The sequence below is a fragment of the Methanomassiliicoccus sp. genome, assembly GCA_012719175.1.
Classification (GTDB): domain Archaea; phylum Thermoplasmatota; class Thermoplasmata; order Methanomassiliicoccales; family Methanomassiliicoccaceae; genus UBA6.
Window position 1 is genome coordinate 97,635 of sequence record JAAYAX010000008.1, and the last position, 16,326, is coordinate 113,960.

At 59.2% G+C, this 16,326-nt stretch carries 20 protein-coding genes; 12 read left to right on the top strand and 8 right to left on the bottom strand.

Features of this window, described 5'->3' with window-relative positions:
• Window positions 1-19: 19 nt before the first annotated feature.
• The 3 genes from GXX95_07060 to GXX95_07070 all read right to left on the bottom strand — a co-directional run bounded on the left by GXX95_07060 (window position 20) and on the right by GXX95_07070 (window position 1,826).
• The gene (locus GXX95_07060) at window positions 20-202 is read right to left on the bottom strand and encodes a hypothetical protein (GenBank protein NLT37900.1); all 183 of its coding nucleotides are present in this window, start codon (window positions 200-202) and stop codon (window positions 20-22) included.
• 274 nt (window positions 203-476) lie between these two features.
• The gene (locus GXX95_07065; protein NLT37901.1) at window positions 477-1,244 is read right to left on the bottom strand and encodes a zinc ribbon domain-containing protein; all 768 of its coding nucleotides are present in this window, start codon (window positions 1,242-1,244) and stop codon (window positions 477-479) included.
• 87 nt (window positions 1,245-1,331) lie between these two features.
• Window positions 1,332-1,826, bottom strand: a complete 495-nt coding sequence (locus GXX95_07070) for a hypothetical protein (GenBank protein NLT37902.1) — start codon at window positions 1,824-1,826, stop codon at window positions 1,332-1,334.
• 167 nt (window positions 1,827-1,993) lie between these two features.
• Here GXX95_07070 and GXX95_07075 point away from each other — a divergent pair, with 167 nt between their 5' ends.
• Together GXX95_07075 and GXX95_07080 are read left to right on the top strand one after the other, a co-directional pair.
• Complete coding sequence (locus GXX95_07075) at window positions 1,994-2,479, top strand: hypothetical protein (protein NLT37903.1); 486 nt, start codon at window positions 1,994-1,996, stop codon at window positions 2,477-2,479.
• Window positions 2,472-3,305, top strand: coding sequence for a hypothetical protein (locus GXX95_07080; protein ID NLT37904.1), 834 nt, complete (start codon window positions 2,472-2,474; stop codon window positions 3,303-3,305). Before GXX95_07075 ends, GXX95_07080 begins: the two co-directional genes overlap by 8 nt.
• Here the strand turns inward: GXX95_07080 and nadC are convergent.
• The 3 genes from nadC to GXX95_07095 are packed head-to-tail and all read right to left on the bottom strand — an operon-like array spanning window position 3,280 to window position 5,836.
• The gene (gene nadC / locus GXX95_07085) at window positions 3,280-4,110 is read right to left on the bottom strand and encodes a carboxylating nicotinate-nucleotide diphosphorylase (GenBank protein NLT37905.1); all 831 of its coding nucleotides are present in this window, start codon (window positions 4,108-4,110) and stop codon (window positions 3,280-3,282) included. The genes GXX95_07080 and nadC overlap by 26 nt on opposite strands.
• A gap of 40 nt (window positions 4,111-4,150) precedes the next feature.
• Complete coding sequence (locus tag GXX95_07090; protein ID NLT37906.1) at window positions 4,151-5,401, bottom strand: MBL fold metallo-hydrolase; 1,251 nt, start codon at window positions 5,399-5,401, stop codon at window positions 4,151-4,153.
• 12 nt (window positions 5,402-5,413) lie between these two features.
• A complete protein-coding gene (locus GXX95_07095) occupies window positions 5,414-5,836 on the bottom strand; it encodes a YjbQ family protein (GenBank protein NLT37907.1) in 423 nt (140 codons plus the stop codon).
• Window positions 5,837-6,047: 211 nt separating this feature from the next.
• Here GXX95_07095 and GXX95_07100 point away from each other — a divergent pair, with 211 nt between their 5' ends.
• From GXX95_07100 to GXX95_07140, 9 genes are all read left to right on the top strand, one after another.
• Entirely contained in the window at window positions 6,048-6,395 is a 348-nt protein-coding gene (locus GXX95_07100) for a hypothetical protein (protein ID NLT37908.1), read from the top strand.
• A 184-nt stretch (window positions 6,396-6,579) separates the two neighbouring features.
• Complete coding sequence (locus tag GXX95_07105) at window positions 6,580-7,503, top strand: hypothetical protein (protein ID NLT37909.1); 924 nt, start codon at window positions 6,580-6,582, stop codon at window positions 7,501-7,503.
• 78 nt (window positions 7,504-7,581) lie between these two features.
• Complete coding sequence (locus GXX95_07110; GenBank protein NLT37910.1) at window positions 7,582-7,917, top strand: transcription factor S; 336 nt, start codon at window positions 7,582-7,584, stop codon at window positions 7,915-7,917.
• A gap of 82 nt (window positions 7,918-7,999) precedes the next feature.
• Window positions 8,000-8,737, top strand: coding sequence for a proliferating cell nuclear antigen (pcna) (gene pcn, locus GXX95_07115; protein NLT37911.1), 738 nt, complete (start codon window positions 8,000-8,002; stop codon window positions 8,735-8,737).
• A 182-nt stretch (window positions 8,738-8,919) separates the two neighbouring features.
• Window positions 8,920-9,726, top strand: a complete 807-nt coding sequence (locus GXX95_07120) for a transketolase (protein ID NLT37912.1) — start codon at window positions 8,920-8,922, stop codon at window positions 9,724-9,726.
• Window positions 9,723-10,670, top strand: coding sequence for a transketolase family protein (locus tag GXX95_07125; GenBank protein ID NLT37913.1), 948 nt, complete (start codon window positions 9,723-9,725; stop codon window positions 10,668-10,670). Before GXX95_07120 ends, GXX95_07125 begins: the two co-directional genes overlap by 4 nt.
• A complete protein-coding gene (fsa, locus tag GXX95_07130; GenBank protein NLT37914.1) occupies window positions 10,667-11,314 on the top strand; it encodes a fructose-6-phosphate aldolase in 648 nt (215 codons plus the stop codon). Before GXX95_07125 ends, fsa begins: the two co-directional genes overlap by 4 nt.
• A 67-nt stretch (window positions 11,315-11,381) precedes the next feature.
• On the top strand, window positions 11,382-12,563 hold the full coding sequence (locus GXX95_07135; protein ID NLT37915.1) for an NAD(P)/FAD-dependent oxidoreductase: 1,182 nt from the start codon (window positions 11,382-11,384) through the stop codon (window positions 12,561-12,563).
• Between the two features lie 21 nt (window positions 12,564-12,584).
• Entirely contained in the window at window positions 12,585-13,607 is a 1,023-nt protein-coding gene (locus GXX95_07140) for a class I SAM-dependent methyltransferase family protein (GenBank protein NLT37916.1), read from the top strand.
• Here the strand turns inward: GXX95_07140 and GXX95_07145 are convergent.
• Window positions 13,604-15,133: a hypothetical protein gene (locus GXX95_07145; GenBank protein ID NLT37917.1), complete on the bottom strand. Its 1,530-nt coding sequence runs from the start codon at window positions 15,131-15,133 to the stop codon at window positions 13,604-13,606. The genes GXX95_07140 and GXX95_07145 overlap by 4 nt on opposite strands.
• A 159-nt stretch (window positions 15,134-15,292) precedes the next feature.
• On the opposite strand from GXX95_07145, the gene GXX95_07150 reads away from it, so the two are divergent.
• Window positions 15,293-16,033, top strand: coding sequence for a DUF835 domain-containing protein (locus tag GXX95_07150; GenBank protein ID NLT37918.1), 741 nt, complete (start codon window positions 15,293-15,295; stop codon window positions 16,031-16,033).
• Here the strand turns inward: GXX95_07150 and albA are convergent.
• Window positions 16,004-16,276, bottom strand: a complete 273-nt coding sequence (gene albA / locus GXX95_07155; protein ID NLT37919.1) for a DNA-binding protein Alba — start codon at window positions 16,274-16,276, stop codon at window positions 16,004-16,006. The genes GXX95_07150 and albA overlap by 30 nt on opposite strands.
• Between the last annotated feature and the right edge of the window lie 50 nt (window positions 16,277-16,326).

Sequence of the window (16,326 nt, forward strand, 5' to 3'; positions counted from 1 at the left end):
GGGTCCGAGTTCCCGAACATCACTCCTTCCCCGCCCTCTCCCTCTCCTGGGCCTCGCGCTTGGCCTTGATGTGGCCTGCCGGCCCTCCGCGCTCTTGCATTGCCCGCTCCGCGCACTCGTCACGCTCGCAGATGAAGGCGCAGAACTGGAAGTTCTTGGCCGTCCGTCCGCAGAACTGGCACTTCTCCTTCTCAATGTCCATGATGCCAGAACTGTGTTATCAGCTCTTAATGTCATCGCGCATTCAGGGGCTTCTGCCCGAAGGTTGAATCCCTTTTACGGTTGCCTTAGATCATGCCGGGATGCAGACCCTATTGTTTCCGCATTATAACCGCTCATGCATGTTATGTCCAGTAGAACAAGGATGATGATACGATATCACCGGCATCAGGAGTGGGACCGACCTTGGAGCCGAGCCGTTCATCAAGGAAGGAGGTTGAGGTGTTTTTCAACAAGATGAGCGTTTTTCGCGATCGTCATCTAATGTAAAAATACCAGGCTGCGAGCAGTGCACCCGCCAAGATAAGGATTATCGCCGCAGCGGCGATGATGTTATCCTTCCATTCCTCCTTGCTCCATTTCCTCCTGGGAAGCTCATCGTATTCGTCATCAGAGGACCTCGTCTCCACCTCCTCCGAAGGTGGAGCCCCCTCGTTCGAGGTTGCGGGAGGAGCTACCGACGGGGAAGCTGGTGACGGTGTCGTTCCCGCCAGCACCATTTGATTCTCCTCCCTGGACTCCCTTCTAGACTCCCAAACCATCAACGCTCCGCCTAGCGCGAACGAGATGACCGAGATCCAGCCGATCCAGTTCAGGAAGAGGTAAAGGCCGACGGCGGCTACCCACATCAATATACCTCCGGCCATCTTGTAGCGCTCCAGGAAGCACCCGGCCAGACCAACGACGGAGAACAGAACGATGAGGGATGCCGCCCTATAGACCTCGGTGCTGTCCCCTCCCAGGGCGTCACCGATGCTCGCTATCCACAATATGAAGATGGCGAGGTTCAGTCCCACGATGCCTCCTACCATGCCAGAGATGATGCCCAGGGGAAACCTGGCCTTGGAAGGGGCCACCATCATCACCTGCTGAACGATCTCCGTTGGCGGGGGCACGGGCGGGAACACAGTATGTACCGGTGGCCGGTAAAATCCGGTCAGGGGGACGTACGAGTCCTGGCCGCATTGCGGACAGAATCTCTCCTCGTCTTCGAGCTTGTTACCGCACTTCTGACAGTAAGGCATACGCACCTTCCCATCGCTGCGAGCTGGATAGGATAGCTTAAAGATTACTGGTAATGGTAACGGCCGTTCCTGATACTTCGCGGTGCATCAGGTCATTATCTTCACTATCGATATCTTCACGAGCCCTCTCTCCACGTCATAGTTCAAGGTCCAGTTGCCCATTGGTTGATCGCCTATCGCACTGATACGGCCCATGATCACGGAACCATCCATGTGCTCGTCGTCGATCAACATGAACGGAAAGCTCGTCCCGTTAAACGTTGACGCTCCCTCAGGGAATCCTGGGATGGTCACATTAAAGATGACAGAAGAGCTGGTGATGCCTTCCACGAAGATCCCGATAGCGGTCCAGCTCTCATCGACCGCAAAGGTCTCGTAACCGGACATATTGTTCACAAAAAGCTCCTTCTCGATGGCCCTCACCTCATTGGTCATCGATGAGGGATGTGCTCTGGGATCGTATATCGTTCCCTCGCTCGATCCCGAGGTCAACGGCCCCATCATTACTAACGCTGTCAGCAGCACCACGATGATGCCTAGCGCGATCAACGCCACCATCTTAAACTGGTTGTTGTTCAGCATCTCTTCCCCGATCGCCGAGAGCTAGGTGTTAGGTGATAAATCTCTCTCGTTCAAAGAACTGGAGAGAGTGCCTTTTCATCAAACGTGCTCTATGTCGCCATCAAGGTTCGCTGCCAGCGGGACCAACGGGGCAAAGGAGTATATGGCCGGGAACGCTTGCCATTGGCGTGAGGAAGACCGTTTACGATAGGGACTTGGCCCTATGGTTGGAGAGCGTGGCCCCACTGGCCATGCTGTGCCAGCAGTGCGGTGGATGTGCCGCGGTATGTCCCAGCCAGAGGCATGGCGGCATCCGTCCCGCAGAGGTGATGGCCCGGGCGGTCTCCGGTTCCTGCGATACGCTTCTCAAGGATTCGCTGTGGCTGTGTGCCCGGTGCATGAGCTGCTCGGAGAGATGCCCCTCCGGAGCAGACCCTGGCGAGGTCATCGCCCACCTCAGGGAAAGTGTGGTGTCAGGCGGCGAGGTTCCCACCTTCCTTCGGGAAGAGGCGCAGCGCTTTCTGACCACCGGCCTTAGCTTTCCCCGCACAGGCATGACCAAGAAGATGAGAAAGGAGCTGGGCCTGCCTGACGGAGAGGTCCCTGCGGAAGCGGTGGCGGAGGCGCGGGAAATATGCATGCGGACCGGGTTAGGGAGGGCTGTTCATGAGTAGACCGCTGTACCTCTTCTCGGGCTGCCTCATTCCCACCCGATTGCCTTACTTGGAGGCCTCGTCACGGTTCGTCCTAGACAATATGAGTGTGGACTACGCGGACCTGCCGGGGGCCACCTGCTGCGTGGAACCCATCGGCCTTCGCACCATGGCCCGGGAGACGTGGCTAGCATCCTCAGCTCGACTGCTGGCCATTGCTGAGGAGGACGGCAGGGACGTGCTCACGTTGTGCAACGGCTGCTACATGTCGCTCCAGGAGGCGCGGCACGTGCTCGAGGACGACCGCGTCAGATGGAGGATCAACGATGTGCTGGGCGGTGTCGGGAGGGAGTACCGCGGAGAGGCTCGCGTCCACCATCTCCCGGGTTACCTCCTGGAGCACGAGTATGAGGTCCGCAAGCTGATCGCAAGGCCCGTGGACCTTAGACTCGCGCCTCATCCAGGTTGTCATATGTTGAGGCCCTCCGAGGTCTTGAGACTCGACCGATCGTTCCGACCAGAGGTCCTGGACAGGATCGCCTCCTGGACCGGGGCCAGCGTCGCTACAGGGCCGGAGTGGCCGGCATGCTGCGGGGGCGGCCTGGCAGGAATCGACGAGGGGCTGTCGGCGAGCTTGCTGAGGGACGCGGTGAAAGGTCCGCAGGCGTCCAAGGTTGATGCCATCCTCACTCCCTGCCCCTTCTGCTTCGTGCAGTTCGATATAAGGCAGAAGGATGGAGTGCCCGTCCTGTACCTTGCTGAGCTCATGGCATTGGCCATGGGCGCAACGCCGGAGAGTATCGGGCTGCGCTACCACCGCACTAAGATCGCTCTCCCGTCCCCGTGATGTCCAATGAAAGGTCCACCGCCCGTGAGGAGTGGGTCAGCCAGCCCAATGATATCACGTCCACGCCCACGGCGTACAGGGGCGCGCTCTCCATAGTGATCCCTCCCGAGGCCTCTACGATGACCCTGCTGTCAATGGCCTTGATGGCGGCGGCGCATTCCGCGGCCTCCCCCGGGGACATATTGTCCAGAAGCACTATGTCCGCCCCGGCGGCCGCGGCCTCCCGTGCGCCCTCCATGTTCACGACCTCCACCTCCACCTTCTTGGTGAATGAGTACTTCCTGGCCCTGGCCACGGCCTCGGAGATGCTACCGACCACTGCCAGGTGGTTATCCTTGATGAGGATAGCATCGTCGAGGCGATACCTGTGGGGGTCCCCGCCCCCGAGCATGACCGCCTTCTTCTCATAGTGACGGAAGCCGGGGGTGGTCTTCCGCGTGGCCGCCACTATGATCGCGGGGTTGCGCTCCCGGCATACCGCCAGAACCTGCCTGGTGGCCGTGGCTATCCCGGACATGCGCATAAGGAGGTTGAGGGCCACCCTCTCGCCGGTGAGTATGGAGCGCAGGTCACCCTCGATGTGCAGTACCTCCGTGCCCGCGGGAACGATGTCCCCATCATCGACGCGTGCCGCGGTCCTCAGCCCCAGGGCATGGAAGACGGCCTTCGCCTCCTCCAGTCCAGCTATCGTACAGCTTTCCCTGGCCACGATTCGGGCCATGCCTGGCAGGGCACCTATGAGCGCCTCTGTGGTGATGTCTCCCTGGCCGATGTCCTCGCGGAGGAACCGTTCGATCCCGTCCATGGTCCGATAGAACGAGCGTGTGGATAATGAACTTTCCTGGTCACAGCTCGACATCTTCGTTAGCCGAGGGCAGGAGGACCTTGATGTTCTCCTGGCGTATGGCCTCGGCCATGGGCTCGCGGTCGTCAGAGTGCATGATGATGACACGATCAGGATTGCAGGCCTTGATGAAGGAGAGCAGCTCCCCTTGGTCGGCATGGGCGCTGAGATCGTACTTCTTGACCTCGCACTTGATGCCCACCGGTAGGGGCATCTCCTCCTTGCTCCTCTGGACGTTTATCATCCCCTCCCGCAGGAGGCGCCAGCCGTTGGATTCCTCGACCTGGTAACCGGTCATCAGCACGGCGCTCTTGGGATCGTTCTTGACATCGTCCAGGTAGGTCAGCACCGGACCTCCGTCGAGCATCCCGCCGGTCGTGACGATCACCTGGGCCTCGCGTCGGGCCCGTTGTCGGTCCTGAGGCGTGCGGACCTCGTGGAACTTCCGCTTCGCGGCCTTCAATGCCTTCTCCGAGCGGATGTACTCAGGCCGGTCCAGGTACATGCGGTTGATCGTCTTCCCCATCCCATCGACCCACATGTTGTACTTCAGGTCCTTTAGGATTAGCATGATCTCCTGGGTCCTGCCCACGGCGAAGCAGGGCAGGATGGCCTTTCCTCCCCGCTCCACGACGGCCTTAACCTTCTCGATCAGCTCGTACTCTGTCTTGAGCCGGTCCGGGTGGAGCCTGCCAGAGTAGGTGCCCTCGATGATGAGGTTGTCGCACTTGACAGGGTGTGCCCCCCATACCAACTGCATGTTGTAGGTGTGCAGGTCCCCTGTGAACACGGTGGTCTGCTCCCCCTTGATCTCGAACATGGCCGCTCCAGGCAGATGGCCTGCGGGGTGCAGACCGACCTCGAAGCCTCCCACGTCCATGACCTCGCCGTAGGTCATGGGTGTGAAGTTATGCATCATTGTCTTGATGTCCTGCTCATTGTATGGCTTGGGGTATCCCTCGATGTCCGCGATCTTCAGGGAATCGCGCACCAGCAGCTCGGCGACGTCCACGGTGGTGGGGGTGGCCACTACCTCGGTGTCGTACTTGCCGCAGAGCCACGGCAGCATCCCACAGTGGTCAAGGTGACTGTGTGTCAGGAACGCCATGTCCACATATGGGGCAGGCAAGGGATATGTTGGGGGTTTGGACGCGGTCATGCCATATTCGAAGAGGAGGTTCGCACCCTTGTTCTGCAACAGCATCCCCATCCTGCCGACCACGTCGGCGCCTCCTAAGAATTTGATGTTCATTGTTCATGCCTCCTAAGGATCTCCTATGATCTGGATTATCACCTTTCTGTCTCGACCGCGGTTGTCCAGCTCCATGAGGACGACCTGTTGCCAGGTTCCCAGGTCAGGGACCCCCTCGTGAAAGGGCACGCTCAAGGAGGTGCCCAGGAAGGCCGACCGAATGTGGGAGTGCCCATTACCGTCACCCCACCGGAGGTGATGTTCATACTCCAACTCCTTTGGGAAAAGGCGCTGAAGAGCTTCCCTCATGTCATGCCGGAGCCCGTCCTCATTCTCGATCGTGAACAGGCCAGCGGTTGAATGTGCTATGAATACGCAGGCTATGCCTTCATTGAACTGTGATGAGCGTATCGCTGAGCTCAAATCCTCGGTGAGGTCGATGATATCTCCCTCCGCCGAGGTCCTCAACTTAAGGACCTTCCTGAAGTTACCCATGTATCACTCTGCTACCAAGGCTACATTTGGTGGAGTATTTTAACTTGATGCTTTTTTTTAACTACTTGAACAAATAACATCTGGAAGGGTCATTCCGCCTTCTATGCGTCCCCTCCTTTTGAGGCTCTGGAGCTCATCGACGGCGGTAACGACGAAGGTTTCATGGAATAGTATTTTAAACCACATGGTCTTCGAAGGGATGTTGCCAGAAATGATACCGTACAAATATCTCCAGCGGGGAGAGATCACAGAGGATAAGGTCTGGCTGTCCTCCAACTATCGGGTGCGCTTGATCCAACAGGGGATCGAGAAGGCCGGTAGCATCAATCAGCTCGGCCGTGTGCTCGGGTACCGCTCCCGCGTGCATCCAGGATGGAGCGTCCGCCAGATACTGGTTGGAAAACAGCCTTTCCCCTTCGACCGACTGAAGGTGATGGCCGACTACCTGGGGTGCCCGATGGAGGAGGTCCTGAAGCACCGCATCCGACCGGACAGGGTGACGGTGGACGGGACACGTAAGGCCTTGGAGACCTGGGGCATGCATTATTATGTGGACTGATGAGGTCCGGACACGCCCTGCTTCGCTCATGTAAAGGTCTTCCTGTGGCCGAAAAAGAGAGCGCATTTCTCACATGGCCAGTGCCCCATCGTCAACTAGCCTCAGAACAATGGAATAAGCTCAATAATATTTTATAGTCTCCGAGCGTTGAGCTAAACGGTCGGACGAACGTCGGACCGCTGGGATGGGAGTGCTGCTTCGGAAAGGGTCCAAGATAAAGGACGGTACAACTAGCTCGCTCGTTCATAACGGAGTCTATCATTTAGCGGACACCTATGACGACGAGGAGGCCAGGAAGTTCGACGGGCCAGTGGTCTACAGCTACTGGAGCGCCGTCAAGTACACCTTCACCCTCTCTCTCCTGCTGTGGTGGCTCCCGATCTTTGGTCAGATGATCGCTGGATACGTTGGAGGACGACGCGCGGGATCACCCTTCAAGGGCATGATGTCCGCCCTAATCCCGGTCATTTTCATCTTCGCCGTGACCATGCTGGTGCGTGTCGGCATCATACCTACTGTGATCTTTGGGATCGACCTCAGCCCGGACGCCATCGCTGCGGTGGTGGCCTCCAACGTCCCGGTAATCCAGCCATACCTGGAGTTCGTGGACATGTATCTTACGTCGTTCTTCACCTCCCTTCATTCCACCGCCAACCTGGGGCTCGACAGCTACGTGACCACGGTGGCCTTCGCTTACATCGGAGGAGTGTTGTCGCAGCAGACCCACCGGGAGATGCTCCTGCTATCGCGGATGAGCAAGGGCAACTCCACCACCGTGGTCCTGGAGGGCAATACCTTCACGACCAGCCAGCGTCAGCCTGTGGGGAGGCGCCGCGGCCGTGGCTTCGCCGATCTAGAGGTGGTAGGGGGCATGTACGACGAGGATGATGATGTCCCCCGCCCCATGCGGGCAGCGAGGAGGGCAGTGATAGAGGATGAAGGGGATGAGTCCATAACTCTCAGGGAACGCAAGGCCCTGAGAGCACACGCTCAAGCCATGGCCGAAGAGCAGAGAGGAGTTGAGAGGAAGGTCTCCAGACGGTCCTCGGATGATGCTCGACCTCCACGTAAGTCCAACGGCGGTGCGCGCGACTGGGAGTTCATCTGAGACCGGATGTTGGTCCAAAAGGGGTAGCGCAGAACCCTTTTATATGAGCATAATTTACAGCATTCTGGCGAGTTAAAAATGTTCTGTCCAAAGTGCGGTGGTCTGCTTAGAGCCAAAGAAGGCTGTAAGGGAGAGTTCGTGTGTCCCAACCCCAAGTGCGAGTTCGAGCAGAGCGCCAAGGACCTGAGTAAGACGGCCCACGCCAAGACGATCATGGGTAAGAACAAGAAGGAGGTCGAGGACTGTCCCGTTGTCGATGGTATCGAGGGAACGATGCCTAAGACCAACGTGCCTTGCCCCAAGTGCAACCACAACGAAGCCTACTGGTACCTACGTCAGACCAGGAAGTCCGACGAGCCTGAGACCACCTTCCTCAGCTGCTGCAAGTGCGGTTACCGCTGGCGGAAGTACTGACCCAGTCTGCAATTAAAGCAAGGTTTATCATAGGCGACACGTTTACCTTCAAGACCACGAACAATTAATCGGGGGGAAATGGATGTTTCATGCTAAGATCAAGTCAGAGACCTTGAAAGGCGTCGTCGATGTGGTCTCCACGCTCGTGGACGAGGCCAAGTTCAACATTTTTTCCGATGGTATCGAGCTCAAGGCGGTCGACCCGGCCCACGTGGCCATGGTAGATATGAAGGTGGAGAGGTCCGCGTTCGAGGAGTTCTCCGCTGACGAGACCGAGCTGGGCATCGATCTGGATAAGATCAAGGAGGTCCTCCGCCTGTCCCGGGCCGGCGACATCATCGAGATGGAGCAGGATGAGGCCAAGAACCGCTTGGTGCTCCATGTGGGCAACATCACCAGGAGGATGAACCTGGTGGACACGGCGGGCATGAGCGATCCCAAGGTACCGAACCTTAACCTCCCGGCCAAGCTCGTGGTGACGTCCGATGAGCTGCAGAAGGGAATAAGGGCCGCGGAATCCGTGTCCGATCACATTGCCCTCAACGCCACCCCCGAAGGTTTCGAGATGTACTCCGAAGGGGATACCGACTCGGTGAGCCTAAAGCTCCCCAAGGACCTGTTGATCTCCCTGGAGGTAACGGAAAAGGTGAAGAGCCTGTTCCCCCTCGACTACTTCTCCAACATGGTGCGCTCCATCCCCGCCGGTTCTGTGGTCACCATAAACCTGGGGAGCGACTTCCCGGTGAAGCTGGAGTTCGAGATCGCGGACAAGCGCGGCAACGTGAACTACCTGTTAGCTCCTCGGATCGAGAGCGATTAAGAGGAACGACAAACCACTTACCCCTAACTTATCCAGTCTCCACTTTGATCCCCTTGATGCCAAAAAATGGCGTCTGGCTTAACGCGTGGTATCTACAAAAGTTTTTTAATCAATGCCATATTATGACAAATCCCCATCCTGAGGTGCCCTAATTGACATTATATGATGATCGGACCATCCAGATGTTGGAGGCCAAAGCTAATATCCTCCGCCGCCACGTCATCAAGATGACCTACGCCGCACAGTCCGGCCATCCTGGGGGGTCCCTCTCTTACGCGGACATCATCACCGCTCTGTTCTTCAAGATCATGCGCTTCCGTCCCCAGGAACCCATGTGGGAGGGGCGCGATAAGTTCGTCCTCTCCAAGGGCCACGCCGCGCCTGTTTACTACGCGGCCTTGGCGGAGGCTGGTTACTTTCCGGTGGACGACCTCCTCTCCCTGCGCAAGCTTGGTTCCTATCTTCAAGGGCATCCCTGCCGCATGAAGACGCCGGGGGTGGAGATCTCCACGGGGTCCTTGGGCCAGGGGCTCAGCGTCGCCAACGGGATGGGATTGGCCGCGAAGCTGGACCGCCGGTCGTCACGCATCTACTGCCTTCTCGGAGATGGGGAACTTCAAGAGGGACAGAACTGGGAGGCGGCGATGCTGGCATCGCATTACAAGCTTGACAACGTGACCGCCTTCGTGGACCGCAACAAGATGCAGATCGACGGGCCCACCGAGCAGGTCATGTCCCTGGAGCCTCTGGTCGACAAATGGAAGGCCTTCGGATGGAACGTCATCGAGATCAATGGGCATGACATGAGGCAGATCCTGGATGCCTGCGAGAAGGCCGCCGGGGTCATGGGACGTCCGACGATGATCATCGCCCACACCATCAAGGGGAAGGGCGTGTCCTTCATGGAAGGGGCGGTGGCATTTCACGGGAAAGCGCCGAACGCCGAAGAGTATCGCATCGCCCTTCGCGAGCTGGGGGAGAACATATGAAGTGGGTGTACACCAGCCAGAGGAAGGAGTATGCCAACGCCCTGCTGGACATAGGGCAGAAGCGCACTGACGTGGTGGTATTGGATGCGGACCTGTCATCCTCCACCAGGACCTCGGAGTTCGCGAAGAAGTTCCCCGAGCGTTTCTTCAATGTGGGCATCGCGGAGCAGAATCTAATGGGGACCGCGGCCGGCCTCGCCGTATCCGGCAAGACCGTTTTCGCCTCCACCTTCGCCGTCTTCGCCACCGGCAGATGCTGGGACCAGATCCGGCAGTCCATCGCCTATCCAAACTCCAACGTGAAGATCGTGGCAACCCACGCGGGCATCACAGTGGGGGGCGATGGGGCCTCGCACCAGGCCCTGGAGGACATTGCCCTGATGCGGACCTTGCCAAATATGTACGTGATCGTCCCCGCCGACGGCGTGGAGGCGTACAAGGCGGTGAAGGCCGTGGCCGAGCACGTCGGTCCCTGCTATGTACGCCTGGGTAGATCGGACGTGCCCATGGTGACCGCGATCGACTCTCCGTTCGAGATCGGCAAGGCCACCATACTGCGTGAGGGTTCAGATGTCTCCCTTGTAAGCTGCGGGCAGATGGTGGCGGTCTGCCTGGACGCCGCCGAGGCGCTCCAGGAGAAGGGCATATCGGCCGAAGTGGTCAACATGTCTACGGTCAAGCCCCTGGACGCTCAGACCCTCCTCCGCTCTGTACGCAAGACGGGGTGCGTTGTCACCGCAGAGGAGCACTCGGTGAGGTCTGGACTGGGAAGCGCGGTCGCATGCGTGTTGGCCCAGCATCATCCTGCCCCCATGAAGATGGTGGGAACGCCGGACTGCTTCGGAGAGTCGGGGGAGAGCGCGGAGCTTATGTGCCGCTACGGCCTCACCGCCGACGAGGTCACCTCCTCTGCCGAGGAGGTCATCGGGAGAAAGATAACATGAAGATATTCATCGACACTGCTAACTTGGACAAGATAATGGAGGTAAACAGCTGGGGCATCCTCGACGGAGTGACCACCAACCCCAGCCTCGTGGCCAAGGAGAACACCGACTTCGAGACCTTGGTCAAGGAGATATGCAAGATAGTGGACGGTCCCATCAGCGCGGAGGTCATGAGCACCAAGGCTGCTGACATGGTCGCTGAGGCCAGGAAGCTGGCCAAGATCCATTCCAACATCGTGATCAAGGTGCCCATGACCGAGGAGGGCCTCAAGGCCACCTGCACACTGGCGACGGAGGACATCAAGGTCAACATGACCCTCGTCTTCTCCGCTGCCCAAGCCCTGCTGGCCGCCAAGGCCGGGGCCAGGTACGTTTCCCCGTTCGTGGGACGCCTGGACGATGTAGGCCAGGACGGAATGAAGCTGATAGCGGAGATCATGAACGTCCTCGACAACTATGACTTTGACACCGAGGTCATCGTCGCATCCGTGAGAGACCCCATCCACGTCGTGGAGGCGGCCCAGTTGGGGGCCCACATCGCCACTATCCCCTACGATGTGCTCAAGAAGATGTTTCTTCACCCCCTCACTGACGTGGGCATCAAACGCTTCCAGGACGATTGGGCAAAGGTGCCCAAGAAGTGATCGGGGGCCTTACCCCGTCCTTCTTTCGTATATAGGATTTTTATAACTAGCGTTCGTTCAGAGAGCCGTGGATGCTGAGGTTGTCATCATCGGCGGAGGGCCGGTGGGAAGCACGTTCGCGGCACAGACCGCCTCCCTGACCACGGTGATAGTGGAGGAGCACGAGCAGATCGGCGCTCCCGTTCAATGCACCGGATTAGTCCACCCGCGGGTTGTGGAGATGGCGCAGGCGCAGTCCTCGGTGCTGAATAACATCAGCGGGTTCCGCCTCACCTTCCCCGGCGGGAGGACCATGGAGGTGCGGTCCAACGATACCAAGGCCGTGGTGATCGACCGCGGCAAGTTCGACCGCCACTGCAGCGAGAGGGCGGAGCTGGAAGGGGCGGATATAATCACTGGAAGGGAGTTCGTGGGATTCCAGCGCGAGGGCCGTAAGATGACGCTCACCCTGAATGGCCCGGACGGACTGGAGAAGATGACCGCGGACCTTCTGGTGGGTGCCGACGGCTACAAGTCCCGAGTGGGCGAGCAAGCTGGACTGGGCACTGCCAAGGAGCATATCCGCGGTGTGCAGGTGGAGCTGGACGTGCGCATGGAGGAGCAGTCCCTGGTGGAGATCCTGGTCGGTAAGAGCGTTGCTCCAGGGTTCTTTGCATGGATCTTGCCCTGTGGCGATGTTACCCGAGTAGGATTGGGCGTCTCCCAGGAGGGCGAGGCCCCCAACCACTATCTCAACGCCCTGCTGAAGAAGCGGGGGCTGGACAAGGTAGGGCGCAAGAACATCATCTCTGGAATAATCCCAATTGGACCTCCGCGGAAGACCTATGCAGATAACGTTCTCATCGTCGGTGACGCCGCGGCCCAGACCAAGCCTGTCTCTGGCGGGGGCATCTACACCGGGATGCGGGCGGCGAAGTGGGCGGCCCTCACCGCGGTGGACGCAGTGGAGGAGGGGGACCTCAGCGCCAAGAGGCTTTCCGAATACGATGACCGTTGGAGATCGGACATCGGGAGGGAGCTGGACAGGGGACTAATGATCCGCAAGGTCTTCACCAACCTCACCGACAAGAAGCTGGACGATGTGGGAAGGATGCTCGACCGGGATGATGCCAAGGAGGTGCTGGCAACCGGAGACATCGACTACCCGTCGAAGCTGGCCTCGCCCCTCCTGAAGGCCGTACCGTCCTTGATCAAGTTCTCCCCTCAGCTCATAGGATCCTTGATAAGGAAAGAGCAAAGAGTGATATAATCCGGTCTTTTCATCACCATCATGCTCCTTGCCAAGGTGCCCAACGGTCGTGCTGAAGCGGTACGCAAGGTGCTTTTCCGCAAGGGGCTGGGACGTAAGGACCGCCGCATTCTCAGGGAGGGCGGCTTCATCTTCATACCCTTGTCTGCGGAGCCACCCACCATTCTTAGGGAGGAGCTGGGGCTGGAGCTCGTGGAAGGGGAGACCCGGGAGAAGAGCTGCTATCGCCCGCCCCACGATGTCATTGTGGAGAGGGCGGACATCCCCGATCATCTCAAAGAGCTGGTCCCGCGCCACTGGGAGATGTTAGGGGATGTCCTGGTCCTGCGCCTCCCGGAGCAGCTGGTCCCGTATCGTGAGAGCCTGGCCGCCACCTACGCCTCGGTGCTGGGGGCGAGGACGGTGCTTCGGGAGCGCTCACACATCGGGGGAGTGTACCGCATCCCCGACATGGAGGTCCTGTGGGGCGATGGGACCGAGACCGTCCACCTGGAGAACGGGATCCTGTATAAGCTGGATGCTGCCCGCTTGATGTTCTCCTCCGGGAACATCGATGAGAAGCTACGAATGGCCGCCCTGGACTGCAGGGGCGAGATCGTTGTGGACATGTTCGCCGGAATAGGTTATTTCACCCTGCCCCTGGCCTTGCACGCCCGGGCCTCCAAGGTCATCTCCTGCGAGATCAACCCCCTGGCATTCCATTACCTGTGCGAGAACGTCCAGCTCAACGGGCTGGAGAGCGTTGTGGAGCCAGTACTGGGCGATAACCGGGACCTCCCGGGCAAAGGCATAGCGGACCGGGTGGTCATGGGTTACGTTCGCACTACGGCGCAACACCTGTGCACCGCCTTCCGGCTGGTGCGGAAGGGAGGTACGATACACTATCAGGACACGTTCCCCCTGGAGGTGTTCCCGGAGATGGCATGGGAGAACCTGGCCTCGGCGGCTGATGGACGCAGCTACGAGGTTCGCCTCATGAAGGAGGTCAAGTCGTACTCCCCCGGGGTGTCCCACATGGTCCTGGACGTCGCGGTGCTGGATTAGCCTTTCTTCAACTTCTCATTGGAGCCTGAGGCCTCCAGGAGCAGTGACAGGGCCTCGGCGTAACCCTCCCCCTTCTCCACCAGCAGCCTCTGGGCAAATGGTGCCAGGTAGGAGCCGAAGTCCATCTCCTCACGGGTGAACTGCCACGACCGCGACTGCCCCTCCCCCAGCGCGGTGAGGAATGCATAGGATACGGAACGTGTCTTGTGGTCGGAGCCCTTCCCCTTCTCCACCTGCCGCAGGGCTGCCTCTTTGCCTTCTGTCTTGGTGGTCCGGGCCACCCGGTCGGCCATGCTCCCTAATGGCCCCAGGCCCTCGAGCGCGGGAAGCTCCCCCTCGATACCCCGGTACCCTTCCAGCCGCTCCGCCTCCACCACCATCTGCGACGGCGTCAGCTCCGACCTCTCGGACAGCACACGCCTTACGATGTCCGGTGAGGCCACCGCGCCCAGGAGGTCCTCCTTGTGCTCTGACCACAGGTCCGAAAGCAGGTTCGCGGTCTGGTCCGTGCGGGAGAGCACGCAGACCTTCTTTGAGGATATCAGACCGGAGATGGCCTTCTTCTCCGCCTTGGTGCCGCGGAGGGCCGCCAGGAAGCGTTCCTTGTCCTTCCCATAGCAGGTGTCCCCGATCATGTAGACCTCCTGCTCCCGCTGCCGGACGGAGGCGGACCGGGCCTTGAACTGCTCCTCCAGAAGGGTAGTGTCGTTAAGCTCCGCCTTGAGGTACCTGTCCACCAGGTCCTTGGACAGCTGGTACGCCTCCTTCACCCGGCAATCATCACAGGAGGAGGTGCACTTGAGATCGCTGATCACCTCAACAGCGAAATCGTCCGTGGGGTCCTCGGCGGCGATACGGCTGGCCAGGACGTGAACGGTGTTGATGTCCTTGACGCAGGAGGGGCACACTCTTACGGTCTGGCCCCCGCCTCTCCACGTTACCTTTATGCCCCGCCCCTCCTTCGCATGGGGGCAGTCATTGTTATCGTCCAGATCATACGGTAATAGGGACAGGACCTCCTCCACGTACTCGGCGGGAGGGCGCGGTCCATCCGGGGAGCAGATAGCCTCTTTCTCCGTGGAATAGATGTGCAATCCCCTCTTCTGCGCTGTGGACCAAAGCGCCAGGAGCCTCAGCTCGGGGTGGTCGAAGTGCTGCACCCCAATCAGCTTGTCCCGGTCGACCTTTCCCCGCATGGCGAAGGAGACCTCTCCCATGGGCGTCTTGGTGGTGGCGAGATATGGCACCTTCCCGGCCACGTGGAGGGAGATGGTGGCCGCATAGGCACGAACCAACTGGTCCCCCCAGTTCATGGAGAAGTCCAGCTTCTTGGGGTCCATGCGCCTGCTGGACACCTTTTCCATCTTCTCCACGGCCTTCTTCAGGTCGCAGCCCCGGCACTCCTTGGTGCACCGCGGCAGGAGGAGATGGGGGTCCTCTGCCAGCATTTTCGCTTTCTCCAACAGGTCCTTCTCGAGGGTCTTGGGGGTGGCCTTGGCCCCTCTGAACCTTGCACGCCTTCCCATGCATTGCCTCTACGCCACCAGCGTTCTTAAGCCTTGGGTATGTTCCATTAGGGTCCAATAAACAAAAAACGAAGGTGTTCCAAGCGCTGGCTGGGACGATACTGGATTGTTTTGGAAGAACCTATTTATCCGCGTACTCCCTTGTAATGATGGGATGCATTGCCGGAAGGGAGAGACTTCTATCGCGGTTTGGTCAAAGGATATGAGGTAGGGCTGAACAAGGCCTGGGACGACCTCATCGGACTGACCACCAAGGGCTTCAGCCCTAGAGAGATCCAAGTGATGGCCAAGAGCAAGCGCCAGAACATAAATACGGCCGTCAGACAGCTGCGGTTGGAGATAGAGGAGGAGACCGGCTTTGACATGACCGGGAGGTCCTCCGTAAACCGGGCCAGCGGCAGCGTGGATAACGGCAATGCCTACCTCATCGAGGTCACCGCCATCACCCAGGCCCTGAGCGTAGTGAACGAGCTGACCTCCGACGGCACCGACGCGCTGTGCATCCTCAGGAGCTTCCCGGGCAATTTCCAGGGAATGATGAACAACTCAGTAGGCTGCGCCTGGCTCACAAAGTACGAGGGCACCAACTACGATTCCTTCCCCGTTTTCTCAGGTTCTGCCATGGAGAGCATGGTGACGGAGATACGCAACTTCATGAAGGAAGGGCCGGGGCGGATAGTCCTCTTGGAGGGCATCGAGTACCTCATAATCCAGAACGATCTGGTGAAGGTGCTGAAGTTCCTCCAGACCATCGTGGACCAGACCGTGCTGACAAAGGGCATCCTTCTCCTGGCCATCTATCCCCATGCCCTGGAGGACCGGGTCCTCAACAACCTCCGCTGCAACATCGGTTCGGTTCTGCGAACCCGCTCACCGGGCGAGAACGATCTCAATCGATGAGACGTTGGTCCTCTCTCCCTGCTCCGAGACCAGGGCCTCGGTGCCGATTCGTACATCCTTAACGATAGCCTCCCTGATGAACCTATGGCGCACTATCTCCGCCACGTCCACGGCGCGGCTTATGGCCTTGCCCCGCGCACGGATGATGACCTCATCGGAGCCTGACTTGAACTGGGTGAGGACCGCGGTAACGTAGTCCATCGTATCCTTCCTGCCGATGAACACGATGTTGTCCTCGGCCATCCCTACACCGTTGCCCCGCTCGCTCATCCTTGCACCGACCTGATCTCCGT

Bases quoted from the DNA above. Each gene is read 5' to 3' on its own strand.
- GXX95_07060 (NLT37900.1), bottom strand. From the start codon at position 202: ATGGACATTGAGAAGGAGAAGTGCCAGTTCTGCGGACGGACGGCCAAG.
- GXX95_07065 (NLT37901.1), bottom strand. From the start codon at position 1,244: ATGCCTTACTGTCAGAAGTGCGGTAACAAGCTCGAAGACGAGGAGAGA.
- GXX95_07070 (NLT37902.1), bottom strand. From the start codon at position 1,826: ATGCTGAACAACAACCAGTTTAAGATGGTGGCGTTGATCGCGCTAGGC.
- GXX95_07080 (NLT37904.1), top strand. From the start codon at position 2,472: ATGAGTAGACCGCTGTACCTCTTCTCGGGCTGCCTCATTCCCACCCGA.
- nadC (NLT37905.1), bottom strand. From the start codon at position 4,110: ATGGACGGGATCGAACGGTTCCTCCGCGAGGACATCGGCCAGGGAGAC.
- GXX95_07090 (NLT37906.1), bottom strand. From the start codon at position 5,401: ATGAACATCAAATTCTTAGGAGGCGCCGACGTGGTCGGCAGGATGGGG.
- GXX95_07095 (NLT37907.1), bottom strand. From the start codon at position 5,836: ATGGGTAACTTCAGGAAGGTCCTTAAGTTGAGGACCTCGGCGGAGGGA.
- GXX95_07100 (NLT37908.1), top strand. From the start codon at position 6,048: ATGATACCGTACAAATATCTCCAGCGGGGAGAGATCACAGAGGATAAG.
- GXX95_07105 (NLT37909.1), top strand. From the start codon at position 6,580: ATGGGAGTGCTGCTTCGGAAAGGGTCCAAGATAAAGGACGGTACAACT.
- GXX95_07110 (NLT37910.1), top strand. From the start codon at position 7,582: ATGTTCTGTCCAAAGTGCGGTGGTCTGCTTAGAGCCAAAGAAGGCTGT.
- pcn (NLT37911.1), top strand. From the start codon at position 8,000: ATGTTTCATGCTAAGATCAAGTCAGAGACCTTGAAAGGCGTCGTCGAT.
- GXX95_07120 (NLT37912.1), top strand. From the start codon at position 8,920: ATGTTGGAGGCCAAAGCTAATATCCTCCGCCGCCACGTCATCAAGATG.
- GXX95_07125 (NLT37913.1), top strand. From the start codon at position 9,723: ATGAAGTGGGTGTACACCAGCCAGAGGAAGGAGTATGCCAACGCCCTG.
- fsa (NLT37914.1), top strand. From the start codon at position 10,667: ATGAAGATATTCATCGACACTGCTAACTTGGACAAGATAATGGAGGTA.
- GXX95_07140 (NLT37916.1), top strand. From the start codon at position 12,585: ATGCTCCTTGCCAAGGTGCCCAACGGTCGTGCTGAAGCGGTACGCAAG.
- GXX95_07145 (NLT37917.1), bottom strand. From the start codon at position 15,133: ATGGGAAGGCGTGCAAGGTTCAGAGGGGCCAAGGCCACCCCCAAGACC.
- albA (NLT37919.1), bottom strand. From the start codon at position 16,276: ATGGCCGAGGACAACATCGTGTTCATCGGCAGGAAGGATACGATGGAC.